The 19,075-nt window shown below is 60.8% G+C and carries 25 protein-coding genes; 6 read left to right on the forward strand and 19 right to left on the reverse strand.

The window, feature by feature from the left end; genetic code table 11:
• Positions 1-23 precede the first annotated feature (23 nt).
• The 3 genes from PQU92_RS08190 (at position 24) to PQU92_RS08200 (ending at position 1,725) form a co-directional block, all read left to right on the forward strand.
• Positions 24-218, forward strand: a complete 195-nt coding sequence (locus PQU92_RS08190) for a hypothetical protein (protein ID WP_272747727.1) — start codon at positions 24-26, stop codon at positions 216-218.
• A gap of 62 nt (positions 219-280) precedes the next feature.
• Positions 281-994, forward strand: a complete 714-nt coding sequence (locus tag PQU92_RS08195) for a hypothetical protein (RefSeq protein WP_272747728.1) — start codon at positions 281-283, stop codon at positions 992-994.
• A 290-nt stretch (positions 995-1,284) separates the two neighbouring features.
• Positions 1,285-1,725, forward strand: a complete 441-nt coding sequence (locus PQU92_RS08200; RefSeq protein WP_272747729.1) for a pepsin/retropepsin-like aspartic protease family protein — start codon at positions 1,285-1,287, stop codon at positions 1,723-1,725.
• 40 nt (positions 1,726-1,765) lie between these two features.
• Here PQU92_RS08200 and PQU92_RS08205 read toward each other — a convergent pair whose 3' ends face one another.
• Genes PQU92_RS08205 through PQU92_RS08225 form a run of 5 tightly spaced genes read right to left on the reverse strand, consistent with a single transcriptional unit; the run spans position 1,766 to position 4,846 of the window.
• Positions 1,766-2,434: an SOS response-associated peptidase family protein gene (locus PQU92_RS08205; protein ID WP_272747730.1), complete on the reverse strand. Its 669-nt coding sequence runs from the start codon at positions 2,432-2,434 to the stop codon at positions 1,766-1,768.
• Complete coding sequence (locus PQU92_RS08210) at positions 2,427-3,077, reverse strand: Abi-alpha family protein (RefSeq protein ID WP_272747731.1); 651 nt, start codon at positions 3,075-3,077, stop codon at positions 2,427-2,429. Before PQU92_RS08210 ends, PQU92_RS08205 begins: the two co-directional genes overlap by 8 nt.
• Positions 3,078-3,092: 15 nt before the next feature.
• Positions 3,093-3,350, reverse strand: coding sequence for a hypothetical protein (locus tag PQU92_RS08215; RefSeq protein WP_272747732.1), 258 nt, complete (start codon positions 3,348-3,350; stop codon positions 3,093-3,095).
• A 1-nt stretch (position 3,351) separates the two neighbouring features.
• Positions 3,352-4,602: a Y-family DNA polymerase gene (locus tag PQU92_RS08220; RefSeq protein ID WP_272747733.1), complete on the reverse strand. Its 1,251-nt coding sequence runs from the start codon at positions 4,600-4,602 to the stop codon at positions 3,352-3,354.
• A 7-nt stretch (positions 4,603-4,609) separates the two neighbouring features.
• Entirely contained in the window at positions 4,610-4,846 is a 237-nt protein-coding gene (locus tag PQU92_RS08225; protein ID WP_272747734.1) for a hypothetical protein, read from the reverse strand.
• Positions 4,847-5,071: 225 nt separating this feature from the next.
• Between PQU92_RS08225 and PQU92_RS08230 the strand changes: the two genes are divergently transcribed.
• Both PQU92_RS08230 and PQU92_RS08235 read left to right on the forward strand, forming a co-directional pair.
• Positions 5,072-5,365 carry a type II toxin-antitoxin system RelE/ParE family toxin gene (locus PQU92_RS08230; RefSeq protein ID WP_272747735.1) on the forward strand — a complete coding sequence of 98 codons (294 nt, stop codon included), beginning with the start codon at positions 5,072-5,074 and terminating at the stop codon, positions 5,363-5,365.
• A 1-nt stretch (position 5,366) separates the two neighbouring features.
• Positions 5,367-5,645, forward strand: coding sequence for an addiction module antidote protein (locus tag PQU92_RS08235; protein ID WP_272747736.1), 279 nt, complete (start codon positions 5,367-5,369; stop codon positions 5,643-5,645).
• 155 nt (positions 5,646-5,800) lie between these two features.
• Here PQU92_RS08235 and PQU92_RS08240 read toward each other — a convergent pair whose 3' ends face one another.
• The 14 genes from PQU92_RS08240 to PQU92_RS08300 form a co-directional block, all read right to left on the reverse strand.
• The gene (locus PQU92_RS08240) at positions 5,801-6,805 is read right to left on the reverse strand and encodes a contractile injection system protein, VgrG/Pvc8 family (RefSeq protein ID WP_272747737.1); all 1,005 of its coding nucleotides are present in this window, start codon (positions 6,803-6,805) and stop codon (positions 5,801-5,803) included.
• A gap of 11 nt (positions 6,806-6,816) precedes the next feature.
• A complete protein-coding gene (locus PQU92_RS08245; RefSeq protein WP_272747738.1) occupies positions 6,817-7,524 on the reverse strand; it encodes a hypothetical protein in 708 nt (235 codons plus the stop codon).
• Positions 7,521-7,898 carry a phage tail protein gene (locus PQU92_RS08250; RefSeq protein WP_272747739.1) on the reverse strand — a complete coding sequence of 126 codons (378 nt, stop codon included), beginning with the start codon at positions 7,896-7,898 and terminating at the stop codon, positions 7,521-7,523. The genes PQU92_RS08245 and PQU92_RS08250 overlap by 4 nt, the downstream gene beginning before the upstream one ends.
• On the reverse strand, positions 7,895-10,180 hold the full coding sequence (locus tag PQU92_RS08255) for a phage tail tape measure protein (protein ID WP_272747740.1): 2,286 nt from the start codon (positions 10,178-10,180) through the stop codon (positions 7,895-7,897). The genes PQU92_RS08250 and PQU92_RS08255 overlap by 4 nt, the downstream gene beginning before the upstream one ends.
• Positions 10,173-10,379 carry a GpE family phage tail protein gene (locus PQU92_RS18970; RefSeq protein WP_497006755.1) on the reverse strand — a complete coding sequence of 69 codons (207 nt, stop codon included), beginning with the start codon at positions 10,377-10,379 and terminating at the stop codon, positions 10,173-10,175. The genes PQU92_RS08255 and PQU92_RS18970 overlap by 8 nt, the downstream gene beginning before the upstream one ends.
• Positions 10,307-10,603: a phage tail assembly protein gene (locus tag PQU92_RS08260; protein ID WP_272747741.1), complete on the reverse strand. Its 297-nt coding sequence runs from the start codon at positions 10,601-10,603 to the stop codon at positions 10,307-10,309. Before PQU92_RS08260 ends, PQU92_RS18970 begins: the two co-directional genes overlap by 73 nt.
• Positions 10,604-10,689: 86 nt before the next feature.
• Positions 10,690-11,199 carry a phage major tail tube protein gene (locus PQU92_RS08265; RefSeq protein ID WP_272747742.1) on the reverse strand — a complete coding sequence of 170 codons (510 nt, stop codon included), beginning with the start codon at positions 11,197-11,199 and terminating at the stop codon, positions 10,690-10,692.
• A gap of 78 nt (positions 11,200-11,277) precedes the next feature.
• Complete coding sequence (locus tag PQU92_RS08270) at positions 11,278-12,426, reverse strand: phage tail sheath subtilisin-like domain-containing protein (protein WP_272747743.1); 1,149 nt, start codon at positions 12,424-12,426, stop codon at positions 11,278-11,280.
• 7 nt (positions 12,427-12,433) lie between these two features.
• Entirely contained in the window at positions 12,434-12,772 is a 339-nt protein-coding gene (locus PQU92_RS08275; RefSeq protein WP_272747744.1) for a GPW/gp25 family protein, read from the reverse strand.
• Positions 12,769-13,323, reverse strand: coding sequence for a phage baseplate assembly protein V (locus tag PQU92_RS08280; RefSeq protein ID WP_272747745.1), 555 nt, complete (start codon positions 13,321-13,323; stop codon positions 12,769-12,771). Before PQU92_RS08280 ends, PQU92_RS08275 begins: the two co-directional genes overlap by 4 nt.
• 9 nt (positions 13,324-13,332) lie before the next feature.
• On the reverse strand, positions 13,333-13,593 hold the full coding sequence (locus tag PQU92_RS08285) for a hypothetical protein (RefSeq protein ID WP_272747746.1): 261 nt from the start codon (positions 13,591-13,593) through the stop codon (positions 13,333-13,335).
• Positions 13,594-13,595: 2 nt separating this feature from the next.
• Positions 13,596-14,750 carry a hypothetical protein gene (locus tag PQU92_RS08290; RefSeq protein ID WP_272747747.1) on the reverse strand — a complete coding sequence of 385 codons (1,155 nt, stop codon included), beginning with the start codon at positions 14,748-14,750 and terminating at the stop codon, positions 13,596-13,598.
• Complete coding sequence (locus tag PQU92_RS08295) at positions 14,747-15,388, reverse strand: phage tail protein I (protein ID WP_272747748.1); 642 nt, start codon at positions 15,386-15,388, stop codon at positions 14,747-14,749. The genes PQU92_RS08290 and PQU92_RS08295 overlap by 4 nt, the downstream gene beginning before the upstream one ends.
• Positions 15,385-16,251, reverse strand: coding sequence for a baseplate assembly protein (locus tag PQU92_RS08300; RefSeq protein WP_272747749.1), 867 nt, complete (start codon positions 16,249-16,251; stop codon positions 15,385-15,387). Before PQU92_RS08300 ends, PQU92_RS08295 begins: the two co-directional genes overlap by 4 nt.
• Before the next feature lie 155 nt (positions 16,252-16,406).
• Between PQU92_RS08300 and PQU92_RS08305 the strand changes: the two genes are divergently transcribed.
• A complete protein-coding gene (locus PQU92_RS08305; protein WP_272747750.1) occupies positions 16,407-19,070 on the forward strand; it encodes a hypothetical protein in 2,664 nt (887 codons plus the stop codon).
• The last annotated feature ends 5 nt before the right edge of the window (positions 19,071-19,075 follow it).

Here is a 19,075-nt window from a genome sequence, read left to right on the forward strand (position 1 = left end):
CTTTATTAACGAGGGGCGTAAGCATGAACGACATGGATAGAAAAGACATTTACATCGCGGGTCGCGATATCCATGAGGGCATGTTTCACCTGCGCCGGGCCTTACTGCATATGGCCGATCTGCCGCCCGCGACAATTCGTAACCACCTGTTTGTCTGCGCCCATGCCTGCGAAACCATGATGGATAAATCCGCCCAGATCGCGGATATGTCGCGCTAGGCTTGACTCAACTAACGCGGATATGCGACCCCTGTTTCCCTTACTGAGGGCAGGGGTTTTTTATGGGCGGCTTTATCCTTCTCGTCTCGTTGGCGTTGTTTTTTCTATGCATTGTGCTGACGATCTTTCCGCAGCCCAAATTTATCATCAAGACTAGAAAGCAGAGTTCATTTGGTGTTTTCGCGAGCTTTCTATTGTTCGCTGTTGGCGCGGCCCTGTTGCCGCCGGTTGCGCCAAGTGCAGATGAAAAAAATACGCAGCAATTGGCTGCCTCGATTTCGTCTTCATCTTCCCAAGCGGCTAAGGCCGAATTTTCGCAGGAGCTGATTAATAATCAGGCGCGGAACTATGTGCAGGAAATTATCGATCGGGCGGCAAATTGTGATGCGTACGGCACTAAAATCGCGTTGGCGGCGGAGAATAATGACGCCGTCGCCATGTACGAAGCCGCTCAGTCCGGACAACCAGCTTGTTATGACGCCGCCCAAAGACTGAAAAACCTTAAGCCACCGGTCTACGTTTCCGCCGACGGGGCGAAACAATTGCAGGAGGCCGTCAATAAAATGGGAGATGCTTATTATGAAAAAGCGTACTCATTCACCTTATTCAAAAAAATAGCCGATGGTGACACCCGCGCCTCTGTTATTTCAGAAGCAAAGCAGAGCGGCGAGCGCATCCAAGCGGCGACAATAATGGGATTCGCCCTTGTTAATTCAGTCCTTCATCAAGAGGGAGCTGCGCCTGACGCTATAATGCCTAAAGGCTCTGAGAAATAACTAGAGGCATTCGCCGACACGTCCGGGTATGTCCCACTTCGATATGTAGACGGCCTGTCGCTGCCTGACCTGATAACAGGATAGATCCGTGCCGCCCGCAGCCACGAAAGCAAGGGTAGGGCAGAACCGGCATTACGTTGAATATATAGATCAGTTGGTCGGATATGCTCACGCTGTCAAAGAGTTCCTTGACGCTACCGGTCGCTAAAACGGCCGCGTAGGTCTCGACGAGGGCCTTGAGGCGGGCAGCGTCGGACATGGCGCGTTAAAGCAAAGGGACATACAAGATCATGATCTCAGTAAAATATATTGACCGCTTTAAAATACCGACTGAAGACCGGGTGGCTGGCCATCCGTCGGTCGTCATGGCGATTTGTTCGTTAAACAATTTACAAACTACCGTGCCCGCAATCGGAGTTGTCGACGGTGGCGCGTCACATATTCACATCCGGTCGGATCTTGTGAAGAAGCTGGGTTTGACCGCGATCGGTGAGGCGGCAGGTAGCTCGGCAGCCGGTGATGCCAACTTAGTGAAGTATCGCGCACGTATTTGGATTCCGGGCGTACCGTTTCAAGGTGACTTCGACGTCTATGAAGAAAAAAACTGGGGTGACCGTTTTCCGCAGGATCTGCTGCTGGGGCGCGATTTTCTCAATCATTTCAAATGGGATTTCGACGGTGGGTTTTATAACAACTTTGTTCCAAAGTATTCTGAACCGCCCCGACCATAGCCATGGCGGTTTTTGCCAGACACCTTAATTCTCCAGCCGATCAGGCCTCAGACATCAAGCGCAAGATTTGGTCGGGCAGGGGGCGTTGCAACGCCTTGGCTATTTCCCACGGCGCACTAAGCCAGATGCGGCAGTCTTCCGGTGTGGTCAGAATGACCGGCATGGCCTTGGCGTGGACCGGGCCGACGACGGCATTCGGTTCGGTCGTCAGGAACGCGTAGAACCGGCCCGAGGTCGGCTCCGGATCGCGGGCCTTGATCTGTCGCGACAGGGTATCGGTAATACCGGCGAAACAGGCCACGGGTGGCGCATCACCCACGAAGTCGAACCAGTGCAGCTTATGCGCCGCGTCGGGTTCTGAAAACGATGTGAAGGGCACAAGACAACGGTGCTCGACGCCCAGCCACCGACGCCAATGAGGCGAGTTGGTATTGCGGACATTGGTGACGCCGGGGTCATACGACATCGGCTTGCCGGTCTTTGTTTTCAGAAACTGCGGTGGCGTCGGCATCCCCCACAACGCCTCTTCGAGGCGCAGGCCTGCCTCCGGATCGCGCGTGATAATCGGCGCGGCGTAGGACGGGAAAAACTCGGTCAGGAACGGCTCGTTGCGGCCTCGGCTGTGACCGTCGTCAGCGAATAGCTCGACCTGGCTGAAATCTTCAAACAGCGTGGCGATGGCTTTGTCGTTACGATAACGATTACACATGCTGATCTGTCTTGCCTAACAATCTTAACAATTCTCTCCCTCTTGCTGAGAGGGTTACCTCTTTATACTCGATCTGACCTGCACCATGATTTATTGGTTGGAGCAAACCGATGCCCACCATGTTCGTGAATGATATTACTATCTGGCTCCAACTAAAGTTTCCATTTAGGCAGATCCGTAATTCGTCGACTTTCCAATTACAGCTTTTTCGTTCGTCCTCTAAGTCATATATAGCATTCAGGATTAGCGCGTCGTCGGGTTCCATCTTTCCGATGGCTTCAATGAAGAATTTCGAGACCCGTTTTGCCGTTGCGGGATCATGAGCTGCTGCCAATAATTTGAGCCACATTTCAGCAATCTCTGGACGTTCTTCAAGGGAGGCCGTTTCAATTAGTGGAATGGCGACGGACGGGCTGGGCTCTTGGGCATCTATCCCTCGTTTGGCCAACCTTTCACGCGCTTCGTCAATGAGTCGGGCCGCTCGTTCCAACCTACGGACGCGCAGGGCATCTCCGCCTTTGTAACCTATCCAGTCTGACAGATAATTTGTGGCGGGTTGACTTATCAGATTTATGGCCGAGCCAATCGCTGATGAACCTTGTTTAGAAAAAGTTTCAGTGGCTGCTTTGATAATATCGTTCATGTTCGCCTTCCCTCGTTACGGCATTCCAGCCACAAAACCCTCTTCGTGTAAATCCAGCATGATCTGCAGGCGCACCGCGTGGCCGCAGCCACGGGAGCCGCAGGTAAGCCGCGCTTCGACCTCGTCGAGGTAGAGCCGGGCGAAGCCTTTGCGCTGGCGCAGATCCCCGGCCAGTTCGTAACGCATGTGGTCGCACTCGGGGTCTTTGCAGGTCACCTCGATCTGGGCCTCGGCATCGAGATCCGCGAGGCTGGTTTCCGTCTTCCAGCTCATGTCACCAGGCGTCCTCGCGCCGCGGGATGCGGGTGAAAGATATCTTCGCCCCCAGACGGTCGGCGGCGGGGTTCGACCATGGCCCCACGGTGACGACGGTGCTGCCGTAGCGCTTATTGAGCGCATCGAGCGCGGCGGTGATGGCCTCCTGACGTTGGCGCGTCAGTTCGTCGTCGGCCAGAAAATCGAGCTGGCGCTGCGCGGTCAGGGTCAACTCGTCGAGCACCACGTCGGCCCTGAGCAGGACGATGCCGGGCGGCAGCTCACGCATCGCCCTGGCCCACAGTCGCTCCAGCGTGTCAAGGACGCCCATGTCGTCGCAAATGGCGGGCATGTGGTGCGCCCGCACCCAGTAACCGCCGAAATAGCCCGCAAGGCCCAGATAGAGCTTCGACGACGACCACTTGTCCCGGCGCATCCGCCGTGCGGCCTTGGTGGCCAGAATGCGGGTGATATGGCGGCAGGCCTCAAGCGACCGGAACACAGGCGGCAAGACCCGGCTGTGGCCATAGCGTGATCGCGAGGTCGGCTGGGCCTTGATGTCGTAACCGTTGATGGCGTACCACATGCGCTCGCCGGCCACATTGCCCCAGATTTGCCGCAGGTGTTTCGGCGCGGCGGTTCTCAGGCATTCGACCGTGCCGATCTTCGCCTTATAGAGCCGCTGCAGCGTGCCGGGGCCTATGCCCGGGATGTCCTTGAGCAGGATGTGGTTAAGGAATTCCGGTACATGGTCGGGGTGCCAGACATTGTTGCCGTCCCGCCCGCCGTCCTTACAGGCGATCTTGGCCAGCAGACGATTCGGCGCGAAGCCGATCGAGCAGGTAATCCACGGCCCGACCTCTTTCAGCAGCCGTCGCTTGATCTCGCGGCCCAGGGCGGCGGGGTTGGCGCGGTCGGTGTCGCTGATGACCGAACACAGTTCGTCGATCGATTTGACCGCATCGATCGGCACGACGGTTTCCACCTCGGCCATCAGGTAATTGTGCGCCCGGCGATAGAGATCGACCTCCTGCGGCCACAGGATGATATCGGGACATAGCCGCCGCACGATGGGCAGAGGCATGACGTTCTGAACGCCGAAGGCCTTGGCTTCCTTAGAGCAGGCGATGATGCAGGTATTGCCGTTTCCTTCGTGAGGGATGATCCCGACGGGCTTGCCCCTCAGGTGCGGATGCTGCAGCTGGCTGGTCGAGGCGAAGAAGCCGTTGAAATCGAGATACATGACCTCAGGGTTTTGAGGTTTACGCATGACACGCCTACGCCCTCAGGTTCTTGGACGGGTTGAGTATCTCGGGCGCGATGGTGGCGTGGGCTTCTTCGGGGGTGAGGACGCGCAGGATCTTCGGCGGATAGGGCAGGGCGGGCATGGGTTTGCCGTCGAGGTAGTATTCGCCACCGATGATAAACACCTCTTTGATTTTGGTGTCTTCGAAGGCCTGACGCGGCTGGTCTTCTCCTACGCGCCACACCCAGCACCCGTCGTACAGCTTCATGGCGACCCCTCCGGACTCAATTAATGTTCCGGTTACGTTCTGCTTCTTGATGCGGGAAGAGTCAAGGGATGAGTGTGAAATAAAGTTGACAGTTTGGGGTATGTCAACTATAGTACACGCAACCCCTACAGCCAGGGGGTGCTAAAAATTCTGGTTAGAACCCTGAAAGGACTACGGAAATGAACCCGAGCATTCAATTATTCAAAATAAGAAAGTTTAATTCTTATGATCAGCATTCAACAAACCGACCGCTTTTCCAAATGGCTAAAGGAGCTTAAGGACGGAGCGGCCCGTGTCCAAATTCTGCGGCGACTGAAGCGACTGCAAGCTGACGGTAATCCGGGGGATTACAAATCCCTTGGGGATGGCGTTAGCGAAATGCGCATTCATTCAGGCCCAGGCTACCGCCTCTATTTCACCCGACGCGGTGAGGAGATCGTCATTCTTCTCTGTGGAGGGGATAAGGGATCTCAAGATGCGGATATCCGGCTCGCCAAGGATATTGCGAAAGATATATGAAATGGAAATGATCCGACCCTTTGATGTGGCGGAATTCCTCGAAGATCCGAAAACAGCGGCGGCTTACCTCGCCGCTGTGTTCGAGGAAGGTGACGCCGAAGAAATCCGCGTTGCACTTAACGATGTCGCGCGCGCGCATGGCATCACAGACCTTTCGCGCGAGACCGGATTATCGCGCGAAACCCTCTATAAAGCCTTCGGCAGCACGGGAAATCCGACGCTGTCAACGCTTCTGGCTGTCGTAAAAGCCTTGGGCATCAAGCTGTCTGTGGCGGCTTAAAATGGTTGCGCCGCTCTACCCGAAGGGAGCGGCGCTAAGTACAGTCCCGCGCTCTGCCGCTGAGCTACACCCCCATAGATGGTGGAAGTGGCGGGATTCGAACCCGCGACCTTAGGATTGCGATCACTATAACATAACGCCGATCTGCAAACAATTTAATTCGACTCCAGCTGTAGCGCTGTCGTCAGCCCGCCTTGGCCGTCCATCTTGTGGCTGCATTCGACAATAACCCAGATGTGGGCCGTGATGGCGGTCTTCCAGCCGGTCAGGGTGACGGGTCGGTTGGGGAAGGCGTCCGGACGGCCCAGGGCGAGGGAGAAGGACATCTTCGCCTTAGCCCGCGCGGTGCGGGTATATTCCGCCTGCGCCGCTTGGGTGGCGGCAGCCTCGCTATGATAGACGCGGCCCAGGCGCTTCGGCTTCTTTGAGGTCGTGCCCGCGCCGATCGTCACCTTCTTCTGCTGGCCCTTGGCCTGATCGTGCCAGACGGCGGTAACCCCACCATAGTCTTCGCGGGCGACCTCTTCGTAGGTTTGGCCCGGGCTGGTGTCGCGCCGATCGAAGGCGAGGGCGGGCAGGCCCTTGCCTGTCGCGCTCTGGCCATTGCCGATGGGCGCAAAGAGCAGGTTTCCGGCCTTCACGGTGGCCACGGCGTCGTAGGTCTTGCCGAGGGCCTTGAGGCGGGCAGCGTCGGACATGGCGCGACCGCCAAGGGCTTTGACAATCTTGGGGGCCAGTGCCGGATGGACCAGGGGTTTGAGGCCGTGGGCGACGGCGATGGTGCCGATGATGTCGGCCACGGTTTTGCCGACAAACGACCGTTCGCGCTTGACACTGAATTCGTCGGTGAAATCCGCCGACCGCGCCGTGATAGTGAAGCCGTCGGGGTTGTCCTTCCACTTGACCTCATCGACCTTGAATTTACCCTTGTCGATCAGGCCCAGCGGCAGGCCGTCGCCCTGAAGCCAGCCGAGCGCGACCGTGAGCACGGCACCCTTTTTCGGCATGGTGAGTGCGCCGTCCGAGTCGTTGATCTCGATATCGAGCTGATCGGCCTCATTGCCGCGCTTTTCGGTCAGGGTCAGGGCAATCAGCCGCGGTGCCAGGCGCGCCGTCAGGTCCACGCCGTCGAGCGTCACTTGCCACGCGGCGATCGGCATGGACCCGGCCATCAGTTGAACAGCTTCAGGACTTTGTCAGCGAGGCGCTGGCAGTCGCTCAGGCCCGCCATGGCCGTTCCGTTGACGCGCGCCCGGATGGTATCGGAGGCCCCGAGGTCGGCAAATTTATTGAGCGATTTATCGGCCCAGTACTGTCCGGCGATGCGCGCCGAAATTTCCGGCCGCAGAGCGAGATCCGGATCGACCTCGAGCGGCACGTTCAGCTTGGCCGCCATCATGCGATAATTGTCACGCAGGGTGAGCTGAAACGGCCCACGTCCGCGAAAGCGATAGCCGTCGCCGCTCGATTCATCGCCGTTGCCGCCGCGACCGGCATAGATGCAGTTGCCGATAGCGATGACGCCCGCCTTGATCAGGCTGGCGGCGTGGGCAAGGCCCTTGACGTTGCTGAACAGGGCGTCGAGGCGCTCCGGCTTCGAATAGGCGAGGTTCTCCTCGAACCGCGTCAGGCCTGCGGTTTCATGGATGATGGTGGCGAGAAAATGAGCAATACGCAGGGGCGTATTGATGCCGCGCGCCTTCATTTCGGGCGCAAGGGCGTCGGCATAGGTGCGGATCTGCACATCGATCGCGCGTCCGGCCAGATAGGCCAGAAGCCCGGCCAGAGTCTTCGGCCCCAGATCGCCATCGATCTTCCCGATGTCGAATTTTAAAGCGAGCAGGGCGGTTTGTAGCGCCATGATGATGGCAAGCGTCATAGTTCGGACCTTTCCAGTTCCAGAGTGAAATCCGCCTTGCGCGCCACGCCGTCGACGAAGAAGATGCTTTCGCGCGTATCCAGGCTGCGGATGAAGAATTCGCCCAGCACGACACCGGTGCCGGAAATGAGCAGGTAGGCCTCGCCGGTGTCGGCCATGGCCTCGATCGTCGACAGAGCCGACCACGACCCGACCTCGCCGGGATAGAGCGCGCCGGACAGGGTGACCTTATGGGCACCGGGTCCGACGAACTGCGATGCCGGGCGCGCGCCGAAGCGTTCGGCCTGGGCGTGACGCCATTCCAGCCGCTTGGCCAGTTCCTGATAGGGCAGGCTGGCCAGCTCGAAGACGAAGAGATCGAGGGCCATCATCATTCGGCGTCGTCTCCGTAGCTGCCGCGCGCGCGGGTGGCCGTGGTGCGGGCCATGGCCTCAAGTTCCGCACGCACGGCGGTGGCGATATCCTGAGGGTTCTGGTTGGCCGTCGTGTGGATATGGATGGTGACCGAACCGAAGGTGACCGATGCGCCGGGCGCGGGCGCTGCGGCCATGGAGGGCGACGCCGCCAGCGCCGCAGCCCCCAGCGTCCCCGCCGCCATGTTGCGCGCCGCGCGCAGCGGGGCCTTCATGCCGTTCTGCATACCGATCGCCAGCCCGTTGGAGATATGACCGCCGAAGGCCATGAAAACGCGCGACGGCGAATGGATGCCCAACACCCCCTTGAACCAACCCGCCACTTTACCGGCGATACCGAGGATCATGGTTTTGACGGCGCTCAGCTTATCCTTGATGCCCTGGATCAGGCCGTCCATGATCTGACCGCCGATCTTCAACATGCCGGGGACCAGGCGCAGCAGCCAGCCCGCCGGGGTGAAGAGCATGAAGGCCTGAAGCGCCATGCGCACACCTGTGGCGATGGCGGCCTTGATATTGGTCCAGACCTGCGCCAGCCAGGTCACCAGAGTGGTGAATGCCGCGGCGATCTTGTCGCGGTATTTCCAGATGAAATAGGCAGCGATGGCGATCGCCGCGACGATGGCGGTGATGACCAGAACGATCGGGTTGGCCATCATCATCAGGCCCGCCTGCATGACTCCGCGGGCGAGGAACATAGCCGCCATCCGCATCATCCCGAACGCCCTGACCAGAATCGGCCCGGCCTGCCCCAGCTTCGCAAGGCCGTTGAACAGGGACATGGTGGGACCGACCAGATTGCCGAACAGCAGACGCGCCGCGCCAAGCCCCAGATTAAGTGCGGCGAAGCCCGCCACCAGCTTGACGATCAGATCCAGAGTCGCCGGATTCTTCGCGGCCCAGACCGAAAAGCGTTCGGTCAGGGACAGGGCCTTCTCAGAGAGGGCGGCGAAGGTCGGGAGCAAGTGCTGCCCCGCGGTCATGGCGATGGCGATCAGATTGCCCTGAAGCGCGCGCGCCTGCACCGAGGCGTTCTGCGCGCGCAGGGCGAAGTCGGCGTCGACGACGCCTTTGCCCAACCCTGCCTGACCGGCCTTCGCCGCCTCTGCGCGAATCTGTCGGTATTCCTCAAGATTTTGGATGAGCGGGCGAATTGCGCCCTGGGCCTGCATGTCGCCAAAGAGGAACGAGACTTTGCTGAGGTCGCCACCGGTGGCCTTTTGCGTCAGCTCGGCAATGGCCTCGAGTGGCGTCTTGCCTTCGGCATAGGCCTTCTTCATGGCCTTCGGCAGGTCGATGCCGAAGGCGGCGAAATTCTTGATAGTGTCTTCCATGTTGATCTTGGCCAACAGGTTTTCGACATTGCGCGCCGCCTGTTCGGAAGATCCCGCGCCCTTGCGCGCAATCTGAAGCGCCGCGGCGAGATCCGCGACGGCGGCGGTGCCGGTCTGGCCGAAGGCTTGGGCCTGCGCCGTGAGGGACGGGAAGTAGCTGGCCATGTCCTTGATTTCGAACGCGCCCATCTTCCCGGCCTGCGCCATGGCGTTGATCGCGCCCGCTGCCTGATCGACCGGCACCTTGAGGTTTGAAAAGTTGGCGTAAGACGCGGCGCTGAGGTCCGAGATTTCGGCACGGTACGCCGTGGCGGCGCGCCCGATCGGCGTCATCATCTGCGCCGCCTGTTCCGGCGTCATGCCGAAGCCAGCCAGGATATCGACGCCCTGACGCATGTTCTCCGGCAGCTGCTTCGCGGCCTTTGCCGACGCCATGATATTGCGCTCGAGCTTGGCGGTGGCCGCCGCCGACAGATCCGCCTTCTGCTGGATGTCGGTCATGCCATCCTGATAATCGGTGGCCATCTTGCCGGCGAAAAACAGTCCGGCCCCGACCGTGGCCCCGGTGGTCAGGTTCTTGGTGCCCGCGTCCTGCGCCGCGCGGCCCATGGCGTCGGCCCGCCCCTGCCGCGCGATGGCGGCTTTCTGACGCTCCAGCTGGCTGTTGGTCTTGGCGATGGCGGCGGCGAGCGCCTTTTCCTTGTTCATCAGGTCGGTGACATTGCCCGACGCACCCGCCAGACTCTTCTGCAGGTCGGACATTTCCTTCTTCTGCAGGCGGGCCTCGTCGCTCAGTTTTTTCAGCGCCTGACGGGCCTGACCGCCTTCGCCGACCATGCGCCGCATCATGGCCGACAGATTGCCGGTGCCGTTGAAAATCAGGTTCAGGGCAAGCTTACGATCAGCCATTGTCTTTGATGCCGTTCATCAAGTTGTAGCGTTTCATGGCCCCGGCGTGTTCCTCGATCAGGTCGGGCAGGTCGAGGTTGAGCAGGTAGTCGGGGGGCCAGTGGTAAATGGCCGCGATATTGCGGATCAGCTCGTCGACGCTTTCAGGAATTCCCTGGTCGCCGAGTTCATCAAAAAACCGGCCACCTCGTCGGCGAATTCGGCCAGGTCCTCGGGCTCCATGGCGTCGATGTCGTTTTCGTTCAGCTTGGGTTCGGTAATGCGCGGCAGCAGCTTGGCCAGGGCATTGACGTCGCCCATCTGTAGCGTCGTGATCTGCAGGCCGCGAAGCGCGCCGGACTTCGGCTTGGTCAGGACGATGTCAGTGATTTCAGTGTCGCCGCGCTTGATCGGGGTCGAAAGCTTGATGGTTCTGGTGGTCACGGATGATCTAGCTTTTCTTTTAAGAGAAAGGCCCCGGCGCGCAGGGGATGGACACGCCGGGGCTAAGGCTTCCGGGAAAGGAAGGGTTAGACGCCCAAAATGGCGCGCAGCTCAGCATCGCGGTCGTTGCCCATGACTTTGAAGATCGGCGGGCTGATCTGGTATTCGAGGTGCTCGATGCCGTTCACCACGATGCGGATGTAGGTGAGGGTGTAGGCGATGGTCTGCTCGTTCTTGGAGCCCGCCTCAGACGAGCCTAGGTCGAATTCTTTGAAGCGCCCACGCGTGTAGATATCGAGCGCGGTATAGGTTCCGTCGCCGTCGGATTGGTACGCCCCGACCCAGCGGAGCAGGTCGCCGTCGATCTTAGGGTTGCCAAATTGCCCCAGCAACTTGGGGATCAGGCCACCGGGCTTAAGCTCCATGGTGAGCTTATCCATGCCCATGTCGATTTCCGCCGCGCCGGACATGCCGCCGCCGCGATAGTCTTCGGTCAGCCGGGCGAGCTTGGGCAGGGTGGCGGAGGCCATTTCGCCCAGGAACGACGCGCCATTGACGAACAGGTTGAAGTTTTTGAGGATCGGAGGGAGTTTCATGTGTGGGCTCCGTTTGAGGTCGGGGCGGGCATTTCCCCCTCACCCCAACCCTCTCCCTCAAGGGAGAGGGGGTTGAAATTAAAGCTGGGCGAGGGCGTCGGCGAAATCGACGTAGAATTCGTCGGTGATCTCCATCAGCAGATCGAGGCTTTCCATCGGCGCGACCGCCGTGAATTTGTAACGTATTCGCGCCTTTCCATTGGCCAGGGTCGTGGCCGAATTGATGGACGCATCCCACCAGGCCAAAGCCCCCATGATCTTCTTTTGGCCTTTGAGATCGTCAAAAGCCGCGTTGATGCTTTCGAGCGTGTCCTTCATCAGCGATGGCGTCAGCGGCTGATCGGAGGCCCACTGCAGGCCGAGGGCGATGGTTTCACGCAGGACGTGGTTGGTGCGGACGGCGACTTCGAAGACGTACTTCGGATCGGCGGAGCAGGTACGGTTGCCCCAGAAGCGGAAGCCATTGTTGCGGATGAGCGTCGTGATCGGCGCATCGTTGAGCAGCTTGGCATCGCCGGTCTTGCCTTCGATGTTCCAGCTGACGTCCTTGTCGATGCCGGTAACGCCGTTGACGACGTAGTTGGACAGGGACTTATGCCAGCCAACTTCCTGATCGATGCGGGCGCGGGTGCCCAGCGCGCGGGCCACGGCATCGCCTTCCCAGCCGGTGAAATCCGGCCAGATCAGCATTAGTTCGCGGTCGCCGTAGGTCGGCTTGGCGGCGATGGCGGCGGCGATCGTTTCGGCGGGCGGCTTGGCATAGACGAAGGCGCGCAGTTCCTTGGCAATCGGCATCAGGGCCGTGATGACTGCCTGTGTATCGAGGCCGGGCGTACCGAGGATGCGGGGGCGGACCCCGATTTGCGATTCCGCGACCAGCAGGGCCTTCATGCCGGTCAACTGACCATCGACCGTGTCGCCAATGACATTGGTGGCGGTTTCGGCGTCATCCTCGCCTTTTTCGACGCGTACCACGACTATGGTCGGCGAGCATTGGTCGGCGATGGCCTCAAGCGCCTTCTTCAGGGTGCCGTCGTTACCGGCCTTACCGATGGCCGTGCGGACATCGGTAATCAGGGCCGGGCGGTTGAGTGGGAAGACGTCTTCGTCCAGCCCTTCGCCCGACGCGGTCGCGACCAGACCGATGATCGCGGTCGAGATGAGGTTGATGGCGCGTGCGCCGGTGGCGGACTCGGTAGTGGAAATGCCGTGGTGAATTTCGGGCATGGGGACCTCAGAGCGGAATTTGGATGGTGACGGGGTCCGACGCCGGAACGTCGAGGCGATAGGCGGTGATGCTCAGTCCGCCGCGACCGGCGGCATTGCCGAAGAGGGCGACTTTGATCAGCTTCAGCCGCGGTTCCCAGCGACGGATGGCCGTGGCGGTGGCAGCGATCAGCTTCATCGGCAGGGCCGTGTTCAGCGGGGCGTCGATCAGCCCCGGCACGTAGGAGCCGTAATCGCGCTGCATGATGCGCGAGCCGACCGGGGTGCTCAGGATATCGACCAGGGACTGGCGGATGTGGTCGAGGCCAGTAATGGCTTTGCCGGTGATGACGTTCATGCCACTCATGGCAGGACCTCCGGCTTTTGCGTCTTGCCGGGGAGACCGGGGTAGGGGTGGACGTGGGTGGTCAGCTTGACGCCCGCCGCTTCGACCTCTTCGTCGGACTTGATCTTGCCGGTCGCGGTGATTTTACCGGTGACCTCGACATCGCCCTCGATCTTCACCGGGCCGACAATCTTCATCTGCTTGACAACGATGCGCAGGATCGAATTGGCCAGCGTCAGCAGGAGCAGCTTGCCCGCCGGGTCGTAATCGACCGAGCCGTCGTCAGCCAGTTTCAGATGCAGGTGGTCGCCGTCCGCCGGTGCCGGGAAGGTGTCGGAAAACAGACCGGCGAGGACGATACCGCCTTCGATATCGCCTTCGGGACAGAGGATGACGCATTGCTCATTGACCGAGGGCGTGCGGAACAAGGCATAGGCTCCGGCCAGAGACAGCCAGAGCAGGGGCGGGGTGTCCTCTTCGCCCGTGGTGACGACGGCGCGCGCACCTTCGACCGACTTGACGTGGCCAAGACGGATCAGATTGCCAATCGTGCGTTGAAGTTCGTCGTCCATGGCCCTTAGTCAGACGCGCGCGCGGAAATCAGCGCCAGACGCGCCATCCGTCAGGGGCGTTCTGACGGGTGAGGCAATGACGCCCGCCTCGATCTTGGCGGCGATTCCGCGCGCCAGATCCGCGATCAGGATCTGCGTGGCGGCGGCGTCATAGGCTCCGCGTGGCGTCAGGCAGGCCTTGATCGTGCGCGAATGGGTGACCTTGCCCTTGGTGAAGGTGACGTCGACGGTTTTAGCGTCGGAATCGTAGGAGCCGGTTTTAATCTTCATAATCAGTACCCTTCGGCAGTAACGCGGGGATAGGTCGAGCCTTCGGCACCGCCAGAGGGGCGTTGACGCTGAACGGTGATGCCCAGGCGGGTGGGTTCGCCGACCACTTGGAAAAAGACGTCGATGCTGTTGGCGGCGGTCGGGATGACCGTCGATACGGAGTAGATCTTGGGCGCGTTGACGAAGGGCACCGGCCAGGTGATGAACTGTGTGTTTTCGTCGCCAGAGGTCACCGAGCCTATGGCCGTCTGCGACATCCAGCCGTCGGGGTAGATGCGCACCTGACTGCTGCCGGTCGGATCGACCGCGGTGAATTCGGACTTACGAGCAAAGGCCGCGCCCTGATAGCCGTCGAGCAGATCCGCATCGAGCGTCGAGCCCGCCCCGTCATTGCCGGACGTCCAGACCGGCGCGCCGCTGACCGTAAGGCTGGGGGCGGAAATTGCGCCGGAGAAGGCGTCGCCTGCCTTGTTGGCCGGGGTGAAGCCAAGCCGGGCGGCAATATCGGTGTACCAAGCGCCCTGCTGACCATCGAGCAGATCCGCATCGAGCGTCGAGCCCGCCCCGTCGTTGTTTTTGCCCCAGACGTCCTTGTTGGTCAGCCAGCCGGTTAGCCACGTATTGACCCAAGCCGACACCGCACCCCACAGCGTCAGGGGGGTGATGGCCCGCAGGCCGTCGACGTGGTCGGTCACCTCGGCCTGGGTGGCCAGTTCGATGACGCCGCGGGTGGTTTCGGTCGCGGGCGGGTTATTGAACTGGGTGCCGGAAAATTCGATCGAGGTCGCCGCGATATCGGTCAGGGCGATATCGGCACTGATCATCATCAGCCCGCCCGCTAGCTTCTCAAAAATGGCTTCGGGCTGGGTGTAGATCGCAAACAAGGTGCCGTCGGCCAGATAGAGACCAAAGGTGCGCAGGGTATAGGCATCGGGCGAATAGTCGACCATCGCCACGTGGATCTGATTCGTGCCGATGCCCTGACCCGACACGGTCGAAAGGCGCTTGAGTTCGTTTGGGATCACGATGGCGTTGTTCGCCGCGGCGGTTGCAGACACGCCGAAATGCGTGATGCGCACGGCATTGGTGCCGAGGCCATCCGGCGCTGGCAGGGCGGCGAGACCCGCTGAGGTAATGCGGAGCGTCAGATTGGTCATTGGGGCACCACGAAGAGGTAGTCGATACCGCTGAGGAGATAGTCGCCGCCGGGTTCCGGGGCAGTGAGATAGACCCAGGCGGGGGCCGGGGCGACGGCGTCGGCGGTCAGGCGGTTGTGCCCGGCGGCGCGCGCCACGGCGCGCAGGATGATGCGGCCATCGGCCTTGACCGACTGAACGAAGGTGAAGTGCGAGCGCAACGGCTTGGTGCGGTTGACTTCTTCGATCAGGGATTGGGCGTATTCGGCGGTGTATTCGACGCCGGGGATGCCGCTAAATGTAATTACCAGCTCGAAGGTGTAGGGTTCGCCAGGCGGGTCCATTTCGAACCATTCGCGCAGTTCAACCACGCCCCCCAGCAGTTCGATGACGTCTTCGACGGCCTGACGGGTGCCCTTGATCTGCTGAATATAGATCGCATCGCGGACGCGGGCGCGTTTGACCGATTCCGGCCAGGCGGGCGACCAGTTTTCGACTGACAGGCCCCAGGCCAGCCACGGCAGAAGGTCGACGGGGCACTCATCTGCCGACCACAGGGCGCGAATAGGCCGCGGCAGAGGCGAGGCCTGCATGGCGGATTCGAGCGCGCGCTCAAAGGTTTTGGCGTTCGGTGGCAGCAGCGACAGGGCGTCCGTCATTCGGCATAGCCTCCGATGATGACGGAGACATCGTCGTCGGCGCAGTAGGCGGCCTGAGTGCCCGACACTACGATCGGGGCGACGGGCGAGATCAGATTGACGTCGTGGACCCCGGCGGCGCGCAGGGCCGAGGTAATGCCGTTCAGGGTCACATTGCGGCCCAGGCGGCGTTCCGCGTCCTTATAGGCCTTGACCTGAGCGCGCGCCGTTTCCAGCACCACGGTCGAGTCCGGCCCCTGATAGGCGGTCAGTTCGGCGGTGATGGCATAAGGGATGATTTCCGCCGACTGCACCGTTACCTGATCGGTCAGGGGCCTGACGGATTTGGCATTGACGGCGGCTTCGACCAGTAGGCGCGTCTCTTCGGTCACGGTGCCGGGCGTGGTGGTGGCGAGGACCGTGACCACGACCTGACCCGGCTCCGGCGAAATGGCGGTGGCGTCCTTGATGAGTGGCGAGGCCGAGCGCGCATGATAGATATAGGCCGCTTCGGGTCCGGCGGTCGAATAACCGTCGGGGGCCAGGACGATGCGTTCACGGAAGGCATCGTCGGTTTCGCCGTCCAGGCGCGCCACGCGAAACAGGGCCGCGAGGTGGTCAAGCGCCGCGCCGGTGGCGTAGGCGACGGTAACCGCCTTGGCGTCATCGTTCGATTGCTGACGATCAATCATCCTGAACCAGGCGAACAGGCGCAGTAGCTTCACCGACGGGTCGGACTCGATGTTGAAATCGACCTCCGGGATTTTGAGCACCGCTTCGGCCTTCATCTCGGCATAGATGTCGTCATAGCTCAGCGTCCCGGCGAAGGCGGGCGCGGGCAGCAGCGACAGGTCGATGGCATTGGAGGCGGCGGCGTCGGACATGCGGCCATTTGCGCGCTGTCTTCGCGCGGGGACGAGCGCGCGCGTCCGTCAGGGCCGTGCTGACGGGGCCGTCTTATGGCGCGCGCGGGAGCGTGTGCGGAACGTGCGGCGGAGGCCCGACTGTCAGGGCTATGTCAGTACGGTGGCACGATACTATGGCCGGTATTCCGATCAATTCTTCTCATATCTCAGGTGCGCTCGGCTTTGTGCCCGCGGCGAAACACGATGCGGCCTTGACCGGATTCAGCACCGCTGAGACGCCTGCGACGAATGACAACAGCGCGCGGATCGCTACAACGGCCTTCGTCAAGCTTGTCGTCGAGGCCCTGATCAATGCCGCGCCGGGCGCACTCGATACGCTGAATGAGCTGGCCGGAGCTCTGGGCAACGATCCGAACTTTGCCACGACCGTCACCAACCTGATCGCCACAAAGGCCCCTCTGAACAATCCGGCCCTGACCGGACTGCCGACCGCGCCGACCGCCGCGCCCGGCACCAATACGACGCAGGTCGCCACGACGGCGTTCGCGCAGGCGCTGGCCTCTACCCTGATCAACGGCGCGCCGGACACGCTTGACCGCTTCAATAAGTTGGCGGCGGCCATCAATAATGATCCGAATTTTGCCGCGACCATGGCCACCGCACTGGGCAACCGGTTGAGGACCGACACCGCTGAGCAGGGGCTGAGCGCGGAGCACAAGACCAATGGCCAAGCCAATCTGGGGCTGGGGTCGGCGGCGCTGGCCGCGATCGGGACGTCGGGGGCTAAGGTCCCGCTACTGAATGGCACGAATTCGTGGTCAGGGGCGCAGGATTTTTCGAGCCTTGTATCGATTACCGCCGCCAGCGGGGGGCTAGAGGTTGGCGCGCTTGGAACAGCGAATACACCCTTCATCGACTTCCATTCTGGGGCCGTCCCGAATGATTTCGACGTGCGCATTCTCGCTTCCGGGGGTGGCGGTGCGTCAGGGGCGGGCACGTTGTCCGTGTTTGCCGATGCTCTGCGTATTGAGGGACGATCCTCGGGGGTAATCGATGGAACCGCATCGGTATTCACCTTTCGTAACACGGCGCCCGGTTTCGAAAGCCGAGATGAACACCAACGCTACGGTAATAAGCGGTGGGCCACCGTGGCAACCAGTGAAGCTGAGACGGGCGCATCGGCGGGTACGAACCTCAGCATCCGGTCTTATGACGACGCCGGAAATCTGATCGGCGAGGTTGTCAATTTCAATCGGGCCTCGCGTGTAGCGTCTTTCCTTGTGCCCATCCAGTCGCCCGGCATCGCCAAGTACGCGGCCACGCTGGCGGCCGCGCGCGCGCTACGGCCAACTGTCGCTGCGGTCGCTGTTGATGCGGTCGTTATCGCTGGTCGCGCGGCGGTCAACGATGGTTACGGCGGCACCTTTGCATGGACGCCCGGGAACCAAAGCGCCAACGTTACCGCCGATACGACAAGCGCGATCTGGGTCGCACCGTCCTTCGACCTGACGGGTGCGTCCGGGGCGTATAAGCGACTTGCGCCGCATCCGGGCGTCATTCACGCCGATTGGTTCGGCGCCAAGGCCGACAATTCGACGGATAATCTTTCGGCCTTCAATGCGGCGGTAGCCTGGGCGGCCTTTGCCAACGTCCCGCAAATTCACCTGTCCACGGGAACATATCTGACCTCGGCTGAAATCACGATCGGTAACGGCACCTCCACTATGCCGTCGACGGTGCAAGGCATAACTTTTGTCGGTTCTGGTACGCCGAATTTTGCCGGAACGACGTGGGTAAATTACCCCTCGGGAAAATGCACCACGGTCAGGCGCACCGGTGCCGGTGGATCAGTGTTCAAGATCGCCGGGCCGCTTCAGGGCTGGGGTTTTATCGACCTGATCGCGGACGCTAACGAAGCCGCTGATTACGGGCTTCACATGACCAGTGCGCAGTTCGGATATTGCCGCAACTTCATCGTCCTGCGTGCCCGAGTTCGGGGCCACCACGGTATGGCATATGCCAATGCCGGGGGCTTCACCCCATCCCTGCTCAATGTCGATTCGCTGCGCAACGTCTTTGAGAATTGCCATATCCTGCTGGCCAATGTGGCGGATGCGGAGGGCGTGCTGTGTGACGGCACGATGTCCACGAATTTCTGTTTTTCGCGCTACATCAACCTCGTCATCTGCTTTCAAACCGCGCGAGGCATCGGCATCCGGCTGCGAAACTGCGACAATATGCGGTTTGATGATGTGCAGTTTCTCAACGCGGGCATCACGTCGCCGAACATCGTTTTTGATTACACGGGCAACGCCGTGTGGCCCGCATCGAACTATTTCTACGGGGTCGAATTCGGTAACAACGCCATTCCCTGCGAGAACTGGGGCACCCCTGACGTTTTGGCGCGGCCAAACGCATTGTCGTGCGTCGCTGAAACGAACGGTGGACGTGTCATGTTCCCCTCGCTGCCCAACCTGGTCAATGGTGATTTTCCCCGGCTCGAGCCCGGCGGTATCCATGCCCTGGGTCAATCGGGGCCGCTTCCGGAAACCATTATGTGCGTCCCGCAAATCGCGGGCATGTATCGCGTAAGTTATTATTTCTTCACGCAAATCGCGGGCACGGGCGGTACGTATCAGCTCAAGGTCAAGTCGAATAACACGACCGGCATTCAAACCCACAGTTCCGCTCTGGTCGGTGCAACGGGCGGATATGCCCAGGACTCGTTCATGCTCTATTGTGGTCCCGACTCTAACATCACTTACGAATTTTTGTGGGACGCGGTCACCGGGTCCGCGCAGTACGGCCTCGTTATCGCGATCGAACGTATTTATTAGGGGAG

Origin of the sequence: Asticcacaulis aquaticus (genome assembly GCF_028550415.1) — a bacterium.
GTDB classification, from domain to species: domain Bacteria; phylum Pseudomonadota; class Alphaproteobacteria; order Caulobacterales; family Caulobacteraceae; genus Asticcacaulis; species Asticcacaulis aquaticus.

Coding starts and splice junctions, on each gene's coding strand:
- PQU92_RS08265 (WP_272747742.1), bottom strand. CDS start 11,199: ATGAAACTCCCTCCGATCCTCAAAAACTTCAACCTGTTCGTCAATGGC.
- PQU92_RS08250 (WP_272747739.1), bottom strand. CDS start 7,898: ATGATGATGGCCCTCGATCTCTTCGTCTTCGAGCTGGCCAGCCTGCCC.
- PQU92_RS08295 (WP_272747748.1), bottom strand. CDS start 15,388: ATGACGGACGCCCTGTCGCTGCTGCCACCGAACGCCAAAACCTTTGAG.
- PQU92_RS08220 (WP_272747733.1), bottom strand. CDS start 4,602: ATGCGTAAACCTCAAAACCCTGAGGTCATGTATCTCGATTTCAACGGC.
- PQU92_RS08240 (WP_272747737.1), bottom strand. CDS start 6,805: ATGCCGATCGCCGCGTGGCAAGTGACGCTCGACGGCGTGGACCTGACG.
- PQU92_RS08290 (WP_272747747.1), bottom strand. CDS start 14,750: ATGACCAATCTGACGCTCCGCATTACCTCAGCGGGTCTCGCCGCCCTG.
- PQU92_RS08195 (WP_272747728.1), top strand. CDS start 281: ATGGGCGGCTTTATCCTTCTCGTCTCGTTGGCGTTGTTTTTTCTATGC.
- PQU92_RS08225 (WP_272747734.1), bottom strand. CDS start 4,846: ATGAAGCTGTACGACGGGTGCTGGGTGTGGCGCGTAGGAGAAGACCAG.
- PQU92_RS08205 (WP_272747730.1), bottom strand. CDS start 2,434: ATGTGTAATCGTTATCGTAACGACAAAGCCATCGCCACGCTGTTTGAA.
- PQU92_RS08215 (WP_272747732.1), bottom strand. CDS start 3,350: ATGAGCTGGAAGACGGAAACCAGCCTCGCGGATCTCGATGCCGAGGCC.
- PQU92_RS08200 (WP_272747729.1), top strand. CDS start 1,285: ATGATCTCAGTAAAATATATTGACCGCTTTAAAATACCGACTGAAGAC.
- PQU92_RS08270 (WP_272747743.1), bottom strand. CDS start 12,426: ATGCCCGAAATTCACCACGGCATTTCCACTACCGAGTCCGCCACCGGC.
- PQU92_RS08305 (WP_272747750.1), top strand. CDS start 16,407: ATGGCCGGTATTCCGATCAATTCTTCTCATATCTCAGGTGCGCTCGGC.
- PQU92_RS08210 (WP_272747731.1), bottom strand. CDS start 3,077: ATGAACGATATTATCAAAGCAGCCACTGAAACTTTTTCTAAACAAGGT.
- PQU92_RS08255 (WP_272747740.1), bottom strand. CDS start 10,180: ATGGCTGATCGTAAGCTTGCCCTGAACCTGATTTTCAACGGCACCGGC.
- PQU92_RS08280 (WP_272747745.1), bottom strand. CDS start 13,323: ATGGACGACGAACTTCAACGCACGATTGGCAATCTGATCCGTCTTGGC.
- PQU92_RS08190 (WP_272747727.1), top strand. CDS start 24: ATGAACGACATGGATAGAAAAGACATTTACATCGCGGGTCGCGATATC.
- PQU92_RS08300 (WP_272747749.1), bottom strand. CDS start 16,251: ATGTCCGACGCCGCCGCCTCCAATGCCATCGACCTGTCGCTGCTGCCC.
- PQU92_RS08245 (WP_272747738.1), bottom strand. CDS start 7,524: ATGACGCTTGCCATCATCATGGCGCTACAAACCGCCCTGCTCGCTTTA.
- PQU92_RS08285 (WP_272747746.1), bottom strand. CDS start 13,593: ATGAAGATTAAAACCGGCTCCTACGATTCCGACGCTAAAACCGTCGAC.
- PQU92_RS08230 (WP_272747735.1), top strand. CDS start 5,072: ATGATCAGCATTCAACAAACCGACCGCTTTTCCAAATGGCTAAAGGAG.
- PQU92_RS08275 (WP_272747744.1), bottom strand. CDS start 12,772: ATGAGTGGCATGAACGTCATCACCGGCAAAGCCATTACTGGCCTCGAC.
- PQU92_RS08235 (WP_272747736.1), top strand. CDS start 5,367: ATGGAAATGATCCGACCCTTTGATGTGGCGGAATTCCTCGAAGATCCG.